This window comes from Microbulbifer salipaludis (assembly GCF_017303155.1).
GTDB classification, from domain to species: Bacteria; Pseudomonadota; Gammaproteobacteria; order Pseudomonadales; family Cellvibrionaceae; genus Microbulbifer; species Microbulbifer salipaludis.
In genome coordinates, this window is sequence record NZ_JAEKJR010000002.1 from 546,437 (window position 1) to 565,161 (window position 18,725).

At 58.2% G+C, this 18,725-nt stretch carries 14 protein-coding genes; 13 read left to right on the forward strand and 1 reads right to left on the reverse strand.

Annotated elements, in window-relative coordinates:
• Positions 1-4: 4 nt before the first annotated feature.
• From mraY to mutT, 13 genes are all read left to right on the forward strand, one after another.
• Positions 5-1,090: a phospho-N-acetylmuramoyl-pentapeptide-transferase gene (mraY, locus tag JF535_RS07985; RefSeq protein ID WP_066966399.1), complete on the forward strand. Its 1,086-nt coding sequence runs from the start codon at positions 5-7 to the stop codon at positions 1,088-1,090.
• A 34-nt stretch (positions 1,091-1,124) separates the two neighbouring features.
• Complete coding sequence (gene murD, locus JF535_RS07990; protein ID WP_207000997.1) at positions 1,125-2,528, forward strand: UDP-N-acetylmuramoyl-L-alanine--D-glutamate ligase; 1,404 nt, start codon at positions 1,125-1,127, stop codon at positions 2,526-2,528.
• Positions 2,525-3,763, forward strand: coding sequence for a putative lipid II flippase FtsW (ftsW, locus tag JF535_RS07995; RefSeq protein ID WP_340674145.1), 1,239 nt, complete (start codon positions 2,525-2,527; stop codon positions 3,761-3,763). Before murD ends, ftsW begins: the two co-directional genes overlap by 4 nt.
• Positions 3,763-4,857, forward strand: a complete 1,095-nt coding sequence (murG, locus tag JF535_RS08000) for an undecaprenyldiphospho-muramoylpentapeptide beta-N-acetylglucosaminyltransferase (RefSeq protein WP_242523757.1) — start codon at positions 3,763-3,765, stop codon at positions 4,855-4,857. The genes ftsW and murG overlap by 1 nt, the downstream gene beginning before the upstream one ends.
• A gap of 55 nt (positions 4,858-4,912) precedes the next feature.
• Positions 4,913-6,367 carry a UDP-N-acetylmuramate--L-alanine ligase gene (gene murC, locus JF535_RS08005; RefSeq protein WP_207000999.1) on the forward strand — a complete coding sequence of 485 codons (1,455 nt, stop codon included), beginning with the start codon at positions 4,913-4,915 and terminating at the stop codon, positions 6,365-6,367.
• 18 nt (positions 6,368-6,385) lie between these two features.
• Positions 6,386-7,228 (forward strand): cell division protein FtsQ/DivIB, encoded by an 843-nt coding sequence (locus tag JF535_RS08010; RefSeq protein WP_207001001.1) that lies wholly within the window; start codon positions 6,386-6,388, stop codon positions 7,226-7,228.
• Between the two features lie 92 nt (positions 7,229-7,320).
• Positions 7,321-8,556 carry a cell division protein FtsA gene (gene ftsA, locus JF535_RS08015; protein WP_207001003.1) on the forward strand — a complete coding sequence of 412 codons (1,236 nt, stop codon included), beginning with the start codon at positions 7,321-7,323 and terminating at the stop codon, positions 8,554-8,556.
• A 63-nt stretch (positions 8,557-8,619) separates the two neighbouring features.
• Positions 8,620-9,828: a cell division protein FtsZ gene (gene ftsZ / locus JF535_RS08020; protein WP_207001005.1), complete on the forward strand. Its 1,209-nt coding sequence runs from the start codon at positions 8,620-8,622 to the stop codon at positions 9,826-9,828.
• A gap of 487 nt (positions 9,829-10,315) precedes the next feature.
• Complete coding sequence (gene lpxC / locus JF535_RS08025) at positions 10,316-11,227, forward strand: UDP-3-O-acyl-N-acetylglucosamine deacetylase (protein WP_066966379.1); 912 nt, start codon at positions 10,316-10,318, stop codon at positions 11,225-11,227.
• Positions 11,228-11,467: 240 nt separating this feature from the next.
• Entirely contained in the window at positions 11,468-12,406 is a 939-nt protein-coding gene (locus JF535_RS08030; protein ID WP_207001007.1) for a M23 family metallopeptidase, read from the forward strand.
• Between the two features lie 172 nt (positions 12,407-12,578).
• Complete coding sequence (secA, locus tag JF535_RS08035) at positions 12,579-15,326, forward strand: preprotein translocase subunit SecA (protein WP_207001009.1); 2,748 nt, start codon at positions 12,579-12,581, stop codon at positions 15,324-15,326.
• Positions 15,327-15,548: 222 nt separating this feature from the next.
• The gene (gene argJ / locus JF535_RS08040) at positions 15,549-16,745 is read left to right on the forward strand and encodes a bifunctional glutamate N-acetyltransferase/amino-acid acetyltransferase ArgJ (protein WP_207001011.1); all 1,197 of its coding nucleotides are present in this window, start codon (positions 15,549-15,551) and stop codon (positions 16,743-16,745) included.
• Positions 16,745-17,155, forward strand: coding sequence for an 8-oxo-dGTP diphosphatase MutT (gene mutT, locus JF535_RS08045; protein WP_207003643.1), 411 nt, complete (start codon positions 16,745-16,747; stop codon positions 17,153-17,155). Before argJ ends, mutT begins: the two co-directional genes overlap by 1 nt.
• A 373-nt stretch (positions 17,156-17,528) precedes the next feature.
• On the opposite strand, the gene nagX is transcribed toward mutT, so the two are convergent.
• Entirely contained in the window at positions 17,529-18,626 is a 1,098-nt protein-coding gene (nagX, locus tag JF535_RS08050) for a transmembrane glucosamine N-acetyltransferase NagX (RefSeq protein ID WP_207001013.1), read from the reverse strand.
• Positions 18,627-18,725: the final 99 nt, after the last annotated feature.

Here is an 18,725-nt window from a genome sequence, read left to right on the forward strand (position 1 = left end):
AACGATGCTGCTATGGCTGGCTGAATATTTACAACAGTACGTGAAAGGCTTTTCGGTCTTCAACTACCTGACCGTGCGCGCCATTCTTGGCGCGCTCACTGCGTTGGGTATTTCGTTGCTGGTGGGCCCCCGCATGATTACCTGGCTGAACCGCCTGCAGGTGGGCCAGGCGGTGCGCGATGACGGTCCGCAATCGCACCTCAGCAAATCCGGGACGCCAACCATGGGCGGCACCCTGATTCTCGCAGCCATTTTTTCCGGTGCGTTGCTGTGGTCGGACCTGAGTAATCGCCTGGTGTGGGTGACGCTTCTGGTGACGTTCGTGTTTGGTGCTGTTGGGTTTGTCGATGACTACAAGAAAGTCGTCGAGAAGAATTCTCGTGGACTGATCGCGCGGTGGAAGTATTTCTGGCAATCGGTAGCGGGTCTGGGCGCGGCGATTTACCTGTATATGAGTGCGACCTCACCGGCGGAGACGCAATTGTTTGTGCCGTTTTTCAAGGACGTTGCGATCAACCTGGGCCCAGTGGGCTTTATTGTGCTGACCTATTTCGTGGTGGTTGGCTCGAGTAATGCGGTCAACCTCACGGATGGCCTGGATGGTCTCGCGATTATGCCCTCGGTGATGGTGGGCGGCGCCCTGGGTGTTATTGCCTATCTGGTCGGCCACGTGGAGTTTGCCACCTACCTGCATATCCCGTCGATTTCGGGTGCCGGTGAGCTGGCGGTGTTCTGTGCGGCGCTGGGCGGGGCAGGACTTGGCTTCCTCTGGTTTAACACCTACCCGGCACAGGTTTTTATGGGTGACGTGGGTGCACTCGCACTGGGTGCAGCGCTGGGAATCATCGCGGTGATTACCCGCCACGAAATTGTGCTGTTCATTATGGGTGGCGTGTTCGTGATGGAAACAGTGTCGGTTATTTTGCAGGTCGCATCCTTCAAGTTGACTGGCAAGCGCATTTTTCGAATGGCGCCGCTACACCATCATTTCGAATTGAAGGGCTGGCCAGAGCCGCGAGTGATTGTGCGTTTCTGGATTATTACCGTAGTTTTGGTGCTCGCCGGACTGGCGACCCTGAAGCTGCGCTGACGTGAAGATACTTACGGAAACTGAATAAGAACCAATGAACCTCATCGCAACCTCAGAGAAAAAAGTGGTGATCGGGCTGGGCGCTACCGGGCAATCGGTCGTGCGCTTCCTGCTGCGCCAGGGTTTCTCGCCGGTTGTGGTGGATAGCCGCGATGCACCACCCGCACTGGACGCGTTCCGCGCCCAGTACCCGGACGTGCCGGTTGAATGTGGCCCGCTCAGCAAAGAAACCCTGCTGGCGGCCAGTGAGATTATCGCAAGCCCTGGAATCGGGGTGGCCGAGCCGGCCATCGCCGCGGCTGTGGCGGCAGGCGTTCCCGTGATTGGCGATATCGAGTTGTTTGCGCGTGAGCTGGCCAAGGCTGACCCCGCGCCCAAAGTGATCGCAATCACCGGCTCCAACGGCAAAAGCACCGTCACCACGCTGTTGGGTGAAATGGCGCGAGCGGCGGGCGTGGATGTGCGAGTGGGCGGCAACATCGGCGTGCCGGTACTGGATCTTCTGGCCTCTGGCGAAAAGCTACCGGAACTGTTTGTGCTGGAGCTGTCCAGCTTTCAACTGGAAACCACTTACTCCCTGCGCTCCGATGTTGCGACGATTCTGAATATGAGCGCCGATCATATGGACCGCTACCCGGGCATGGCGGCCTATCACCGCGCCAAGCAGCGGGTGTACCGGCATGCGCAACAGTTTGTCATCAATCGCGCCGACCCGTTGACCCGTGGGCCCTTGTCGCGGGAAAGCCGCGAGTGGAGCTTTGGTCTGGACCGCCCGGACCTGCAGCAGTTTGGGTTGATTGAGGAGGCGGGCGATCGCTGGCTGGCACAGGGTGCGAAAAAACTGATGCCTGCGCGTGAGCTGGGGATGGTGGGTAGCCACAACATAGCCAATGCGCTGGCTGCTCTGGCGCTGGGTAATGCCGTGGGCTTGCCGATGGACGCAATGCTGGATTCGCTGCGTCACTTCGCTGGCTTGACCCACCGTTGTGAGCGCGTGGCCGATTGTGCGGGTGTCACATTTGTGAACGACTCCAAGGGCACCAATGTGGGTGCGACGCGCGCAGCCCTGGATGGGCTTGCCGATAGCCAACGCAAGATCGTCTTGATTGCCGGCGGCGATGGCAAGGGAGCGGACTTCTCTGCACTTGTCGACGCGGCGCATACCCTACGTGGCCTGGTAACCATCGGTGTCGACGGTGCGAAAATCGCGCAGGTGTTTGCGGACAAGGTGCCCCAACAAGCCGCTGAAACGATGGATCAGGCGGTAACAAAGGCCGCCGACATGGCGCAGCAAGGCGATTACGTGCTGCTCTCTCCGGCCTGCGCCAGTTTCGATATGTATCGCAATTTTGAAGCGCGTGGCGAAGACTTTCGCCGTGCGGTGAATGATCTGGTGGATACCTCTGTGGCGGCGCAAGGCGCAGGAGGTAGTCAGTGAGCCGGAAAGAGCGTGTAGCCCTCGAGGTGGCGGCAAATGACCAGGCTGACGAGTTTGCCTGGGTGTTGCCGTTCTGTGTTCTGGCCCTGGCGAGCATCGGTGTGGTGATGGTGGCCTCGGCTTCCATCGCATTCGCCGCCGATGTGTATGGTGATTCCTGGTATTTCCTGAAGCGCCATCTGGTATTCCTGGCGGCCGGCGCTTTTGGGGCCTTCGTGGTGAGCAGAGTGTCTCTGGCAGTCTGGTCCAACCTGTCTTGGACACTGCTGTTTTTTGCACTGGGTATGCTCCTGATCGTGCTGATCCCCGGTGTGGGGCGTGCGGTGAATGGCAGTATGCGCTGGATTGCCTTGGGGCCGATTACGGTACAGCCGGCGGAAATTGCAAAATTCTGCTGCCTGATTTTTTTCGCCAGTTTCCTGACCCGCAGGAATGAAAAGCTGCGCCACTGGAGCAGTTTTATGGTGCCCATCTCGGTGCTCGGCGTGGTGGCGGTACTGCTGTTGCTGGAGCCGGATTTTGGCTCTGTGGTGGTTATTTCGGGCACGGCCCTGGCGATGGTGTTTCTCGCCGGCGCGCGCTTGCCACATACATTTTTACTGGTGGGGCTCGCGGCCTGTGGGCTGGTGTTGATGGCTCTGGTGAGCCCATATCGGCTGCAGCGCTTGACCACCTTCCTGGATCCCTGGGGCGAGCAGTTTGCAGGCGGGTACCAGTTGACGCAGTCACTGATCGCATTCGGCCGCGGCGAATGGTTTGGTGTGGGCCTGGGGAATAGTGTGCAGAAACTGTTTTATTTGCCCGAGGCGCATACGGATTTTGTATTTGCCATTCTGGCGGAAGAGTGGGGCATGCTGGGTGGGCTGGTTGTGATTGCGCTCTATGCGACTCTCACCTGGTCGTTGCTGCGCCTGGTGAGAAAGGCGCTGGCGAAGCAGGCCTTTTTTGCCGCGCTGCTGACTTTCGGCATTGCGGTACTGCTTGCCGGGCAGGCCTTCGTCAACATGGGTGTGGCATCCGGCCTGTTACCCACCAAAGGGCTCACGCTGCCCTTTGTCAGTTCCGGTGGCTCCAGCCTGGTGGTGTGTTTTGCCCTGTTTGGCTTGGCCTGGCGTACGCAGAAGGAATTGAGTAGCGAAGTGCCGGTCGCTGAAGGGGGCATTGCGGGTATCCGACAGTTGCCGATTTTTAACCCCCTGCAAATGGGTGATCGAAAAACCGGGGAGGCGGCCTGATGGCGGAAATGAACAGCGCTCCTTTTGCCGGTAAAAAATTTCTGGTGATGGCCGGCGGCACCGGTGGGCATGTGTTTCCTGCCCTCGCCGTGGCCCGTGCCCTGCAAGCGCAGGGTGGTTCGGTAGAGTGGCTCGGCACCATGCGCGGCATCGAGGCACAGTTGATCCCCGCGGCGGAAATACCATTGCATTTCATCACGGTGGAAGGGGTTCGCGGAAAAGGTGCCGGCGCATTGTTGAAAGCACCCCTGCAGATCAGCAAGGCGATCTGGCAGGCGCGCCAGGTGGTCAAGTTAGTACAGCCAGATGCGGTCTTGGGCTTTGGCGGATTCGCGACCGGACCCGGCGGTGTCGCAGCGCGACTCGCGGGTATCCCGTTAATTATCCATGAGCAGAATGCAGTGGCAGGTACCACCAACCGCTTGCTGGCAAAAATCGCCAGCCGGGTACTGGAAGCTTTTCCCAGTGGCTTGCCGGCGGCAACCGAGGTGGGTAACCCGGTGCGGCCGGAAATTGCCGCACTGCCGGAACCGGCGACGCGTGTGGGCAAGCAGGCCCCGGCCCGATTACTCGTTTTGGGTGGCAGCCTGGGTGCAGTGGCGATTAACGAGCTGGTGCCGCAAGCGCTGGCAAGAATGTCCGAAGAAAAGCGCCCGCAGGTTGTTCACCAGGCGGGGCAGCGACATCTCGACTTGGCGCAAGAGGCCTACGAGCGTGTCGGCGTGAAAGCAAACGTGGTGCCGTTTATTGCGGATATGGCAGAAGCCTACGGGCAGGCGGATTTGGTGATCTGTCGCTCCGGTGCACTGACCGTATCGGAAATTGCTGCAGCGGGTGTGGGTGCCATTCTGGTGCCCTTCCCGTTCGCCATTGACGACCATCAGACGAAGAACGGTGAGTGGCTCGAAAAGGCCGGGGCAGCATGCGTGATCCAGCAGGATGCACTGGATGCTGAAGAGTTGGCGGGTCTGCTGGAGTCCCTGTTTGCCGCACCGGAAAAATTACTGGCCATGGCGGAGGCGGCACGCCGCGTTGCCCGGCCGGATGCGACCGATCAGGTATTGGCCGTATGTCGCGAAGAGATGGGGTGTTGATATGTCTCGCGAAACGAACAACGAAATTGAAAACCCGAAAGCTATTGGACAAAACATGAAGTCAGGCGAAAGCCACTACCACGTGCCGATTATGCGCCGTACTCGCCGCATCCATTTTATTGGTGTGGGTGGTGCCGGTATGAGTGGTATCGCCGAGGTACTACAGAATCAGGGCTACGAAGTGTCTGGTTCGGATCTGCGGGACAGCAAGGTCACCGAACGACTGCGCAAGTTGGGGGTCAAGATTCAGATTGGGCACACCGCAGAAAATGTGAGCGATGTGGATGTCGTGGTGAATTCTTCGGCCGTTTATGGCGATAACCCGGAGCTTGTGGCTGCGCGGGAAAATCGTATTCCGGTAGTGCGCCGTGCAGAAATGCTCGGTGAGTTGATGCGCTATCGCTACGGTATCGCGGTTGCCGGTACCCATGGCAAAACCACAACCACCAGCCTGATCGCCTCTATTTTTGCGGCTGCGGGCAAGGATCCGACATTCGTAATCGGGGGGCTGGTGAACAGTGCCGGCACAAACGCGGCGCTCGGGGAGAGTCGTTACCTGATTGCGGAAGCCGATGAAAGTGATGCGTCCTTCCTGCACCTGCAGCCGATGGTCACGGTGGTGACCAACATCGATGCGGACCATATGGAAACGTATGGCGGAGATTTCGAGAAGGTTAAGCAGATCTTTATCGATTTCATCCAGAACCTCCCGTTTTATGGCCTTGCGGTAGTCTGCGGGGATGATGCCAATGTGCAGGAAATTATCCCGCGGATGGCGCGGCCGGTGACGACCTACGGGTTCACAGAGGATAACGATTTTCGTATCAGCGATGTGAAGCAGGAGCCACTGCGCAGCTGTTTCACCGTGCATCGTCCCGGAGGCGACACGCTGGATGTGTGCGTCAATACGCCTGGTATTCACAATGTACTGAATGCGACCGCGGCGATTGCGGTGGCAACAGAAGAGGGCGTCAGTGACGAGGCCATTCGTGAAGGCTTGAACGGATTTCAGGGGGTTGGTCGCCGTTTCCAGATTTACGGCGAGTATCCGGTGAGCGACGACACCGAAGCAGAAAAAGTGATGCTGGTGGACGATTACGGCCACCATCCGCGAGAAGTGGCAGCCACCATAAAAACCGTGCGCGACGGCTGGCCAGAGCGCCGCCTGGTTATGGTGTACCAGCCCCATCGCTATACCCGTACCCGCGATCTGTTCGAAGACTTTGTGCAGGTGTTATCGCAGGTCGACAAACTGGTTCTTCTGGATGTATATAGCGCCGGTGAAGCAGTCATTCCGGGTGCGGATGGCCGTACCCTCGCGCGTAGTATTCGTAATCGGGGGCAGATAGATCCGATTTTCGTGGAAAGCGTGGATCAGGTCCCCCCGATTCTGGCGGACCTGCTGGAGCCCGGCGATATCGTATTGACCCAGGGTGCGGGCAATGTGGGCGGGCTCGCGCAGCAATTATCGGAATGGCGGTTGGGCGATCACGCGGGCTCTGCGGACTAGGTGACAAGCGGGAATACCGTGGCAAAAGCGAAAAACGTGGCGAGAGAAAAGGCCCAACCCAAGAAGGGCCGTGGCAAGCAGGCGCCCCGCGGTGCGCGTGCACTGCCCAATGCGGATGCCCCGACGGGACTGCGGCCCCTCCGGTTACTGCTGATGCTGGGTTTTCTGGTCATGGTGGCGGCGGGGCTTGGATACAGCGCCCGCTGGTTGTGGCAGCAGGCACCCGCGGTGGAGTTGAGCCGTGTGGATGCGCTGGAAAATGTGCGGGTTAAGGCACCCTTTCGCGCCGTCACCGAGCGAGAAGTTGAAGACATCTTGCTGCCACATCTGCGCAACGGATTCTTCTCGCTGGATATTGGCGAGCTGCGGGCGGCCCTGATGGCCAACCCCTGGATTGTAAATGCAGCGGTTAGTCGTCGCTGGCCCAACGGTGTTGAGGTGGTGGTGGAAGAGGCTGAGCCTCTCGCCATCTGGGGTGGGGATCAGTTACTTATCGCGAGTGGCGAATTGCTGCCCCGGCCAGATAATTTGCAGGATTTGCGCTTACCGGAGTTGGCCGGCGACGCAGAGCTGGTGGAACGCATCATGGTGCAGTACCAGGCGCTGGCCGGGTTGCTCACCACAAAGGATATGGAAGTACGCCGTCTGTCGTTTGACGATTTGGCGGGGTGGCAACTCGAGCTGGTCAGCGGAATTCGCCTGCAGCTCGGCCACGACGAGTTGCTGGAGCGGGTGGGCCGCTTTCTCAGCTTGACGCGGGGCGTACTGGCGCCGCATCTGCAAAAAATTGTGGGGGTTGATACCCGCTATAACAATGCAGTTGCCGTGCAATGGAAAACGAAAGACAAAATAGAAAACTGACAACAAAATAGGCAGATAAAAAGCCGGGCCTGGCCCTGATCCGACATGTGCAATGTGGGTCGGCGCGAGAGTCCAGCGAGGTTGAAAATCCAATGACGCAAACAACTGAACCACGCATGATCGTTGGCCTGGATATCGGTACATCCAAGGTCGTCGCGATTGTCGGTGAGGTCACCGGAGATGGCGAGCTGAATATCGTCGGTATCGGTTCCCACCGCTCCACCGGTATGAAGCGGGGCGTGGTAGTAAATATTGAATCTACGGTGCAGTCCATCCAGCGCGCAGTCGAAGAGGCGGAGCTGATGGCTGGCTGTGAGATTCACTCGGTCTACGCCGGGATTGCGGGTAGCCATATCCGGAGCCTGAACTCCCACGGCATTGTTGCGATCAAGGATCGAGAGGTGACTCAGCAAGACCTGGACCGGGTGATTGACGCTGCGCGCGCAGTGGCCATTCCGGCGGACCAGAAAATTCTGCATACGCTGCCGCAGGAGTATCTGATTGACAGCCAGGAGGGCGTGAAGGAGCCGCTGGGCATGTCCGGTGTGCGCCTGGAAGCCAAGGTGCACCTGGTCAGTGGCGCGGTCAATGCGGCGCAGAACATCGAGAAGTGTATTCGCCGATGTGGCCTGGAAGTGGAAGACGTCATTCTCGAGCAGTTGGCATCGAGTTATGCCGTGCTGACCGATGATGAAAAAGAGCTCGGCGTATGCATGGTGGACATCGGTGGCGGTACCACGGACATCGCCGTCTTTACCGGCGGCTCCATCCGGCACACCGGGGTCATTCCCATTGCGGGTGACCAGGTGACCAACGATATCGCCATGGCCCTGCGTACGCCGACACCGCATGCGGAAGAACTCAAAATCAAGTACGCCTGTGCGCTGGCCAAGCTGGCGCGTGAAGGAGAGACCATCAAGGTTCCCAGCGTGGGTGATCGCCCGCCGCGGGACTTGTCGCGCCAGGCACTGGCGGAAGTGGTGGAACCTCGTTACGACGAATTATTCACCCTGGTTCAGGCCGAGCTGCGCCGCAGTGGATTTGAAGATCTGTGCGCTGCGGGCATCGTACTCACCGGTGGTTCATCAAAGATGGAAGGGGCTGTGGAACTGGCGGAAGAGATCTTCCATATGCCGGTGCGTCTGGCCGTGCCCCAGGGGATTTCGGGCCTGACGGATATCGTCAGTAATCCGATTTATTCCACCGGCGTTGGTCTGCTGATGTATGCGATCAAGGTGGAGGATAACAAGCGGGGTAATACCACGGTTCAGCGCAGCGAAAACCAGTGGTGGGATAAGGTGAAGCACTGGTTCAGGGGCAACCTCTGAAGCAGAAAATAATTACCGGGATCGATAATTAAATTTGGACATGAGCAAAAAAGGGGAACAGCAATGTTCGAACTCGTAGATAGCGTACAGGACAAGCCTGTCATTAAAGTGATCGGAGTGGGCGGCGGTGGCGGTAACGCCGTCAAGCACATGATCGCCAGCGAAGTCGGTGGTGTGGACTTCATCTGTGCGAATACCGATGCGCAGGCTTTGAAAGATGTGGAAGCGCAGACCATTCTGCAGCTGGGTAACACGATCACCCGCGGTCTGGGTGCCGGTGCCAACCCGGATGTGGGCCGGCAGTCTGCGCTGGAAGACCGCGAGCGCATTGCTGAAGTGCTGACCGGTGCGGATATGGTGTTTATCACTGCTGGTATGGGCGGTGGCACAGGCACCGGCGGAGCGCCGATTGTTGCGGAGATCGCCAAGGACCTGGGTATTCTCACGGTTGCCGTGGTGACTCGTCCGTTCATGATCGAAGGGCGCAAGCGCAGCACCGTTGCCGAAGAGGGTATTCTCGAACTGCGCGACAAGGTGGATTCACTGATCACCATCCCCAACGATCGCCTGCTGGAGGTGCTCGGCAACAAGATCACCATGAAGGCGGCCTACCGGGAAGCGGATAACGTATTGCTGGGTGCCGTGCAGGGCATTGCCGATCTCATGATTCGCCCGGGCATCATGAATGTGGATTTCGCGGATGTGCGCACTGTCATGTCTGAAATGGGCATGGCGATGATGGGCTCCGGCGCTGCGGTTGGCGAAAACCGTGCCCGTGAGGCGGCCGAGAAAGCCGTTCGCAGCCCGTTGCTGGATAACGTCAACCTGCAAGGTGCACGCGGTATCCTGGTGAATATCATCACGGGTAGTGAAGACGCAGGCTGCCAGGAGCTGACCTTGGGTGAATACTCCGAAGTGGGCCAGATTGTGCAGGAGATTGCCTCGGACGACGCCACCGTAGTGATTGGCACCGCGGTGGATGACAAACTGGGCGACGAAATGCGCGTTACGGTCGTGGCCGCCGGTCTCGGTGAAGCCAGTGCCCAGGCTGCTCGTCCGACGAAAGTGGTGGATAACACGCGCCGGCCTGAGCCGCGAGAAGCCGCTCGTGCGGCGGCACCGGCTGAGACCGCGCGTGAACCGCAAGATGTGCGCGGCAGCCGTGTTGAAAGCGATCGCTCCAAGCCGCGCTCAATGCCGCCCCTGAACCCGGCGGACCAGGATATGGAATATCTGGATATTCCGGCGTTCTTGCGTCGCCAGGCAGACTGATTTCCGTCCCGCTCCTACCGGAGTGTGGGGCGGAACCCATCTGCTCATGTCCTTGCCCGGCGTTTGCCGGGCTTCCGCCCGCTCCGGTGTGCGAGTCACTGGCACCGGTGAAGGGGCGCGTTGCGCCCCAAGTCCGGATCCGTGGGATCGGGAATTCAGAAGGTCGAGAGAAAGCACAGTTGCCGGGAGCTGCTCCAGGCCTTGGTGACTGTGCGGTTTTGGTGTCGCCGCTGGCGCGAATACATCCACCGTCAGTGGGAAGCGCCGTCCAATCGCGCGCGTGTTACATTTCTGTGCACTGGTTTGGCATTGCAGTCTTCTCGCTACGCTATGCTTAAAAGACTAAGCACTGGAAGTTCGGCCTGAAACACAAGTCCGATCAATTTGTGACCGATGCGTTACTTGTAGTTTTGGCGTGTTTTTTCTGTTACTATCGCCGGCTCGCTGCGATTCGTGCGCAGCTCACCGATTGGGAACCAAGACATAGATGATCAAACAGCGCACTCTCAAAAATGCTATTCGAGCCACGGGTGTTGGCCTGCACACCGGTAAGAAGGTCGTTTTGACCCTGAAACCGGCGCCGGTAAACAGTGGCATCGTGTTCCGTCGGGTCGATCTGGATCCGGTAGTTGAGATTGAAGCGCGTGCAGAAAACGTGGGCGACACTCTGCTCTCCACCACACTGGTGAAGGGAGATGTGCGGATTGCCACGGTTGAGCACCTGCTGTCCGCCATGGCTGGGCTGGGCATCGACAATGCGATTGTCGAACTGTCCGCTCAGGAAGTACCGATCATGGACGGTAGTGCCGGTCCATTCGTATTTTTGATCCAGTCCGCAGGCATTCAGGAGCAATCTGCTGCCAAGAAATTCCTGCGTATCAAGAAGCCGGTTACCGTGGAAGAGGGCGACAAAGTGGCCAGCTTCCTGCCGTTCAACGGCTTCAAGGTGTCCTTCACCATTGATTTCGATCACCCGGTGTTCCAGGGGCGCAACCTCAGCTCCTCGGTGGACTTCTCCAGTACCTCTTTTGTGAAAGAGGTGAGCCGTGCGCGTACTTTTGGGTTCATGCACGAGATTGAATATTTGCGCTCCAAAGGCCTGGTGCAGGGTGGCAGCGTGGATAACGCGATTGTTATCGACCAGTACCGAATCCTGAACGAAGGCGGTCTTCGCTACGAAGATGAGTTCGTCAAGCACAAGATTCTCGACGCCATTGGCGACCTTTATCTCTTGGGTACCAGTGTTATTGGTGAGTTCAAGGCGTTCAAGTCCGGTCACGCACTGAACAACAAGTCCCTGCGCACCCTGATGGCTCAGGAGGACGCCTGGGAAATGGTGACCTTTGAGGATGAGCAGGAAGCGCCAATCTCTTACGTTAAGCCGATTTTGGCGGTGTAAGAGGCAGAAATGGAAAAGCCGGCACAGAATTTGCCGGCTTTTTTACGTGCCCTGATCGGGCACAGTGATGTTTGAGGCAGCCTGACAGCACCCAATGCTGGACAGGGTGTCAGTGGCCAGTGGGATGGCCAGGGGCAATGCAGGAAGCGACAGCCCTTTCACTGTTGGAGCGCAGCAGCGCCTGAACAGGTGAAAAATTAATATAAAACAACAAATTGTCGCAATTCTTGCACGCCAGATATGAAAATTATTCTCGTTAACGAGCGTGGGGGTGTCTCCCGCAGCTTCAACTTTGGAGGGCTGAGCAAAGCATTGCTCGGCCTCTGCCTGTTGGGGTTGCCCGTGGGTGCCTTGTGGCTAGGTGCGAATCTCCCCGCCAAAGAATCCGACGTGTTCGACACTCGTGCGGTCAAAGCCTGGAATAAAGCACTGCGCAAGCAGCAGGAAGATATCCAGGAGGCCGACCAGCAGGCCCGCGAGCAGCTCACTGCTCTGACCGTCAAGCTTGCGGAGATGCAGGCCCGCCTGACCCGCCTGGATGCGCTCGGTGAGCGCCTGACCACCATTGCCAAGCTCGACGAAGGTGAGTTCCAGTTTGGCAGCGTGCCGGCCCTGGGCGGCCCGGAGGATCCGGGTATCAGTGGTGGCAGCGAGCTGCCCTACCAGCCCCCCGAATTCCTTGAGGTCATCGGTGCTCTGTCGGATCAGATTGAAGACCGGCAGATGCAGCTATCGACACTCGATTCTCTGATGGCCCGGCGCCAGCTACAGGATGAGCAGTTTATCGCCGGGCGTCCGATTACCCGCGGCTGGATGTCGTCCCGCTACGGCTATCGCACCGATCCCTTTAGCGGGCGTCGCTCCTGGCACAAGGGAGTGGATTTCGCTGGCAAGAATGGCTCCGACGTCGTCTCTGTGGCGGCGGGCGTCGTGACCTGGGCGGAAGATCGCTACGGTTACGGCCAGCTGGTGGAAATCAATCACGGCAATGGCTACAAAACTCGCTACGGTCACAACAGCGAGCTCAAGGTCAAGGTCGGCGATATCGTGAAGAAGGGGCAGGTCATTGCCCTGATGGGCTCCAGCGGCCGCTCCACCGGCCCCCACGTCCATTTCGAGGTGTACAAAAACAACCGCCCGGTAGACCCCGCCACCTATATCCGCCGCACCGGCAGATAACAACTATCCTCTATCATTGCGCGGCAGGACACTTGTAATCCTGTAGTGGCGCCCGCAACTTCAATCATGGTTGCGGCGCCTGGCGCCTTCCTGTTTACTTGCACCTTTTCCGCGCAGTGGCTCACAGCCCCGGGCCCGCGGGCACACTCAGCTTTAATGTGGTTTCTGAATAATGATTGGCAAACTGATAAAAACGGTCTTTGGCTCAAAAAATGACCGAGAACTCAAGCGTATGCGCAAAGTGGTCACCAAGATCAACGCGCTGGAAGATGAGTACAAGGCGCTGGACGACACCGCGCTGAAAGCCAAAACCGATGAATTCAAGCAGCGCCTGGCCGACGGTGAGACCCTGGACCAGATTCTGCCGGAAGCCTTCGCCGCGGTGCGTGAGGCCAGTGACCGCACCCTCGGCATGCGCCATTTTGACGTGCAGATGATCGGTGGCATGACCCTGCACGAGGGGCACATCGCGGAAATGCGTACCGGTGAGGGTAAAACCCTGGTGGCCACCTTGCCCGCGTACCTGAATGCGCTCGAAGGCAAGGGTGTGCACATTGTTACCGTGAACGACTACCTCGCCAGCCGTGACGCCAACTGGATGCGCCCGGTTTACGAATTCCTGGGCCTGACCGTGGGCATCGTCGTGTCCCAGCAGCACCCGGAAGACAAGAAGGCCGCGTACCAGGCCGACATTACCTACGGCACCAACAACGAATTTGGCTTCGACTATCTGCGCGACAATATGGTACTGCGCAAGGAAGACCGCACCCAGCGCCCACAGAATTTCGCCATCGTGGATGAGGTGGACTCGATCCTGATTGACGAGGCGCGTACCCCGCTGATTATTTCCGGTGCCGCGGAAGATTCTTCGCAGCTCTACATGGCTATGAACAAGCTGGTTCCGCAGCTGGAGCGCGGTGAAGAGGGTGGCGAAGGGCATTACACGGTGGACGAGAAGACCCGCCAGGTGGAAATGACCGAAGACGGCCACCAGTTGATCGAAGACCTGCTAACACGCGGCGGCCTGCTGAAGGAAGATGAGTCCCTGTATGCTCCTGGCAATCTGGGCCTGTTGCACCATGTCAATGCGGCACTGCGTGCCCACGTACTGTTTAATAAAGATGTCGATTACATCGTGCAGAACGGTCAGGTGGTGTTGATCGACGAGCACACGGGCCGCACCATGCCCGGCCGACGCCTTTCGGAAGGCCTGCACCAGGCGCTGGAAGCAAAAGAAAACGTACAGATCCAGAGCGAGAGCCAGACCCTGGCGTCCACCACCTTCCAGAATCTGTTCCGTTTCTATCCCAAGCTGGCCGGTATGACCGGTACCGCGGATACCGAAGCCTTCGAATTCCGCCAGATCTATGGTCTGGACGTGGTGGTCATTCCCACCAACAAAGAGAAGCAGCGGCAAGACCTGAACGACCTGGTGTACCTCACCAAGGACGAGAAGCTCGAAGCCATCATCGAAGACATCAAATACTGCCGGGACAAAAAAGCGCCGATTCTGGTGGGTACGGCTTCCATCGAGACCTCGGAAGAGATGTCTCGCATGCTGCAGAAGGCCAAAATCCAGCACCAGGTGCTGAATGCCAAATTCCACGAGAAAGAAGCCCAGATTATTGCCCAGGCCGGACGCCCGGGCACCGTGACCATCGCCACCAACATGGCGGGCCGCGGTACGGATATCGTGCTGGGCGGTAACTGGGAAGCAGAAGTTGAAGAGCTGCAGCAGCGCGAGAGCCGCGAAGCGACGGCGGAGGAGATCGACAAGATCAAGGCGGAATGGAAAGAGCGCCATGCCACGGTGATTGAGGCCGGTGGCCTGCACATCATCGGCACCGAGCGCCACGAGTCCCGCCGTATCGACAACCAGCTGCGCGGTCGTGCCGGCCGTCAGGGTGACCCGGGCGTGACCCGTTTCTACCTGTCGCTGGAAGACAACCTGATGCGAATCTTTGCCTCCGACCGGGTGAAGAACTTTATGCAGATGCTGGGTATGGAGCGCGGAGAAGCGATTGAGCACCGCATGGTTTCCAATGCCATTGAGAAGGCCCAGCGCCGTGTGGAAGGTCGCAACTTCGATATCCGCAAGCAGTTGCTGGAATACGATGATGTGGCCAATGACCAGCGCCAGGTGATCTATTCCCAGCGTAACGAACTGCTGGAAGCGGAAAATATTGGCGATACCATCACCGCAATCCGCGATGATGTGGTCAACGAGCTGATTTCCAGCCACGTTCCGCCGCAGAGTGTGGAAGAACAGTGGGATATCCCGGCTTTGGAACAGCAGCTGGCGAGCGAGCTCGGTTTGCAGTTGCCCGTACAGCAGTGGCTGGACGAAGACCGTACCCTGCATGAAGAAAGCCTGCGCGAAAAAATCGTCGAGGCTGCGCAGCAGGGCTATCAGGACAAGCTCGCGCGTATAGCGGAAAGCACCGGAGACGAAAGCCTGATGCCGACGATCGAGCGTCAGGTGATGCTGCAGGTCCTCGACCAGCTGTGGAAAGAGCACCTGTCCAGCATGGATCACCTGCGTGCGGGTATTGGTTTGCGCGCCTATGCGAACAAAAACCCCAAGCAGGAGTTCAAGCGGGAATCCTTCCACCTGTTCCAGAGTTTGCTGGATAACCTGAAGCACGAAGTGATTCGGGTGCTGGCGCACGTGGAGCCCATGACCCGCGAGCAGATGGAAGAGATGGAGCAGCGCCGTCTGGAGGCACAGCGCCGCCAGCAGCTGGAGCTCCAGCATGCCAAGGCCTCTGCGATACCTGAGGTGGAAGCGGCTGCTGAACCGGCTGCACAGGAGCCGGCACGCCGCGGCCCACGGGTGGGGCGCAATGATCCCTGCCCCTGTGGTTCCGGTAAGAAGTACAAGCAGTGCCACGGTAAGCTGACCTCTTCGACGCCAAGCTGAAAACTACTGCGCGGGCGCCTGGCGGTGTCCGGCGGTGCTGGTACGCCAGCCCGGTCCAATCCTCACGTACTCGAGTACGCTCTGGTTGTTGCGCTCCGGCGGCCACCACCAGCCACCCGCTCGCTACGTTTTCACCGGCATCGCAAAAAGGCCCGCTCTTACCAGCGGGCCTTTTTATTTATAATGCGCGCACATACTGACATTGCTCAAGGACGTAATCGCATGGCGCCGCCACTCCCCCCGATTCCCGGTATCCGTCTCTCTGCCGTACCTGCCAACATTAAAAACTGGCAGCGCGACGATCTGCTATTGATCGAAATCGCCGAAGGCGCCAGTGTCGCGGCGACATTCACCCAGAACGCCTTTTGTGCGGCGCCGGTACTGGTTGCCAAAAAGCATATTCGCGAGGGTCATATCCGCGCGCTGCTGATCAATGCGGGCAACGCTAACGCGGCCACCGGCACGCGCGGCTTGAAAACGGCCGAGCAAAGCTGCGAAGGGGTCGCCGAGGCACTGGGTATCAAGGCGGAACAGGTATTGCCATTCAGTACCGGGGTGATCGGCGAGCATCTGCCGGTACAGAAAATTCTCGACGCGCTGCCGGCTGCTGTGGACAACCTCAAGGCAGATGCCTGGGAGGCAGCGGCCAGGGCCATTATGACCACCGATACCCGCCCCAAGACGGCCAGCCGCAGGGTGGAGGTGGCCGGAGAAACCATCACCATCGCCGGTATCGCCAAGGGTGCGGGCATGATCCAGCCAAACATGGCGACCATGCTCGCGTACGTGGCCACCGATGCGCGTATTGCGCAGCCATTGCTGGATGAGTTGGTAAAAGACGCCGTAGGTGCGTCGTTCAACCGCATCAGTGTCGATGGGGATACTTCCACCAATGACGCTTGCGTGCTGATTGCCAGTGGCGCCACCGGCAGCGAAATCGAACGTGTCAGCGAGGGCTATGCGCAGTTGAAAGCGGCCATCGTCGATGTGCATATCGAACTGGCACAGGCGATCGTGAAAGACGGTGAGGGCGCGACCAAATTCGTGACGGTGCAGGTCAACAATGCGGCGAGCTCGAAAGAAGCGTTGCGGATGGCGTTTGAAATCGGCGAGTCGCCGCTGGTGAAAACCGCGATGTACGCCTCCGACCCGAACTGGGGGCGTCTGGTAATGGCAATCGGCAACGCCGGTGCTGAGAATCTGGATACTAGCAAGATCGATGTGTTTCTCGACGATGTGCAGATTGTTGAGGCGGGTGGCCGCGCGGACAGTTACACGGAAGAGGCGGGCCAGAAAGTTTTCCAGCAGCCGGCATTCACCATTACGGTCGATTTACAGCGCGGTGATGCCTGTGAACATATCTGGACCTGCGACTTCTCCCTCGAGTACGTGACCATTAATGCGGAATACCGCACGTGATGGGCGAGTCTGTGGTTAAACATATTCATGTGGCGGTTGGGGTTATCCTCGGTCCAGACGGCCGTATTCTTCTCGCCAAACGACCGGATCACCTGCATATGGGGGGGCGATGGGAATTTCCCGGTGGCAAGGTCGAGGACGATGAGTCGATTCAGCAAGCGATGACTCGCGAGTTGAAAGAAGAGCTCGATATCCAGGTCGAAGCCATGAAACCGTTGATTGAGGTTCGGCATGATTATGGGGACAAGCAGGTGTTTCTGGATACCTGGTTCGTTACCCGGTTCAGCGGAAAAGAGCGCGGTGTGGAAGGCCAGGAACTGGCTTGGGTTTCTGTTTCAGAGTTATCTGATTTTCGTTTTCCGGATGCTAATCAGCCTATTGTTGAGGCTTTGCTCGAGCGCCTTGGTTAAGTCCGGGGTCTGCTAAGTTCTTTTTTTGCAGGTTGGGTGGCGGAAAAGCACTGGGTACGGGTTTTCAGGACCGAGCTAGGCGCCCCCCTGTGAACCCATCCCTGGGCGCTGCGTCGCAAACATCCTGTTTGCGACGCTCCTGAAAACCCGTACCCAGCACTTTTCCTTAATTCCGGACTACATTTCTCCGTAACTCATATCTTGAACACCGCTCAGGCTTCGATGCGAAGGCGGGGCGCCGGGTAGGTATTTTCGAAAGCGTCGGCGACATGGACGTCGCCGACGCAGCGTACAGGGAAGTATCCACAGCGGTTTCGAAAATACCTACCCGGTGCCCTGCCGCCACGAAAAATATTGGGTTGGTCCACAGGTCTCAGGGGCTAATAAAAATCCCACGCTTGTACAAGAACCGCAGTACCAACCACTGCAGCAAAATCACGCCACAGGCTATCACTAAAATTCCCGCCGCTTCGGGCAGGGCTGAAGCAATCCCGCCAAACACACTTTTACTGGTGTACTGCCAGTTCACCAGACTGGTACCGAGATAAACCAGAATCGCATTACAACCAATCACCGAGAAGAAGTAGGTGAAGGTTTTCCAACGCCACATATCCACAACCAGATAGAAAATACCCAGCAGAAGTAAGCAGCAACCGCAGGTAATCAGTACAAACGAACTGGTCCACAGCTCCTTGTTCACCGGGTAAATCCAGTGCCATAAAAATCCGACGAGTAGGCAGGCCGCGGCTCCGATAAACAGCCCCTGGAGAATGGCCCGGTGATCACCCGCATTCTTGCTAAGCCAGCGGCCTGCGAAGACACCGAACAGCGCATTGGCAATCGCCGGAATGGTGGAGAGAACACCTTCCGGGTCGTAGGCGCGGTTTTGATAAGTGATGCCGGGCAGGAAGTGTTGATCCACCCAGGCGTTTACCGAGCCTTCCGGTGTGTAGTCGCCGGCAACCGCCTGCAGAAGCCAGTAACCCAAAAGAATACTCGCGGCGATCACATACTGTGTGCGAATGCCAAAGTGCCACACAATCATGGCAGCAAAGAACCAGGCGAATCCGATGCGGGCCAGAACACTGGCGTAGCGGATTTCACTGAGATCCGCCGGAATGCCCGTTCCCCAACCGTGGTTGTAAAGAACCCCCAGCAGAATCAGCAGTAAAAGCCGTTTTACCGCCTTGCGATACACCGGTGTCCGCTGGCCCATGGGCAGTCCCCGCAGAGCCTTGTTGGCAAGCCCGAGGGTGACGCCGGAGAGAAAAATAAACAGCGGGAAGATCAGGTCGTAGAAGCTGAACCCATGCCATGGGGTGTGCTGCATCTGTCCGTGACCGAATTGGAATATCGTCCACCCGGTAAGCGCGAACAGTGGCAGGAACAGGGCCTCACCCCCGATGATCCAGAACATGTCGAAGCCCCGCAGGGCATCTACCGAGGCAAGTCGTTGTTTTTTATTGGTCATGATTGTTACTGCTAATCAATTTAGAAGGAGTAAGCCCAGCTTTCTTTAAGTGCCATGATAGGCCATCGGTAGCGATGAAATCACGGCGGCCAGAAACGA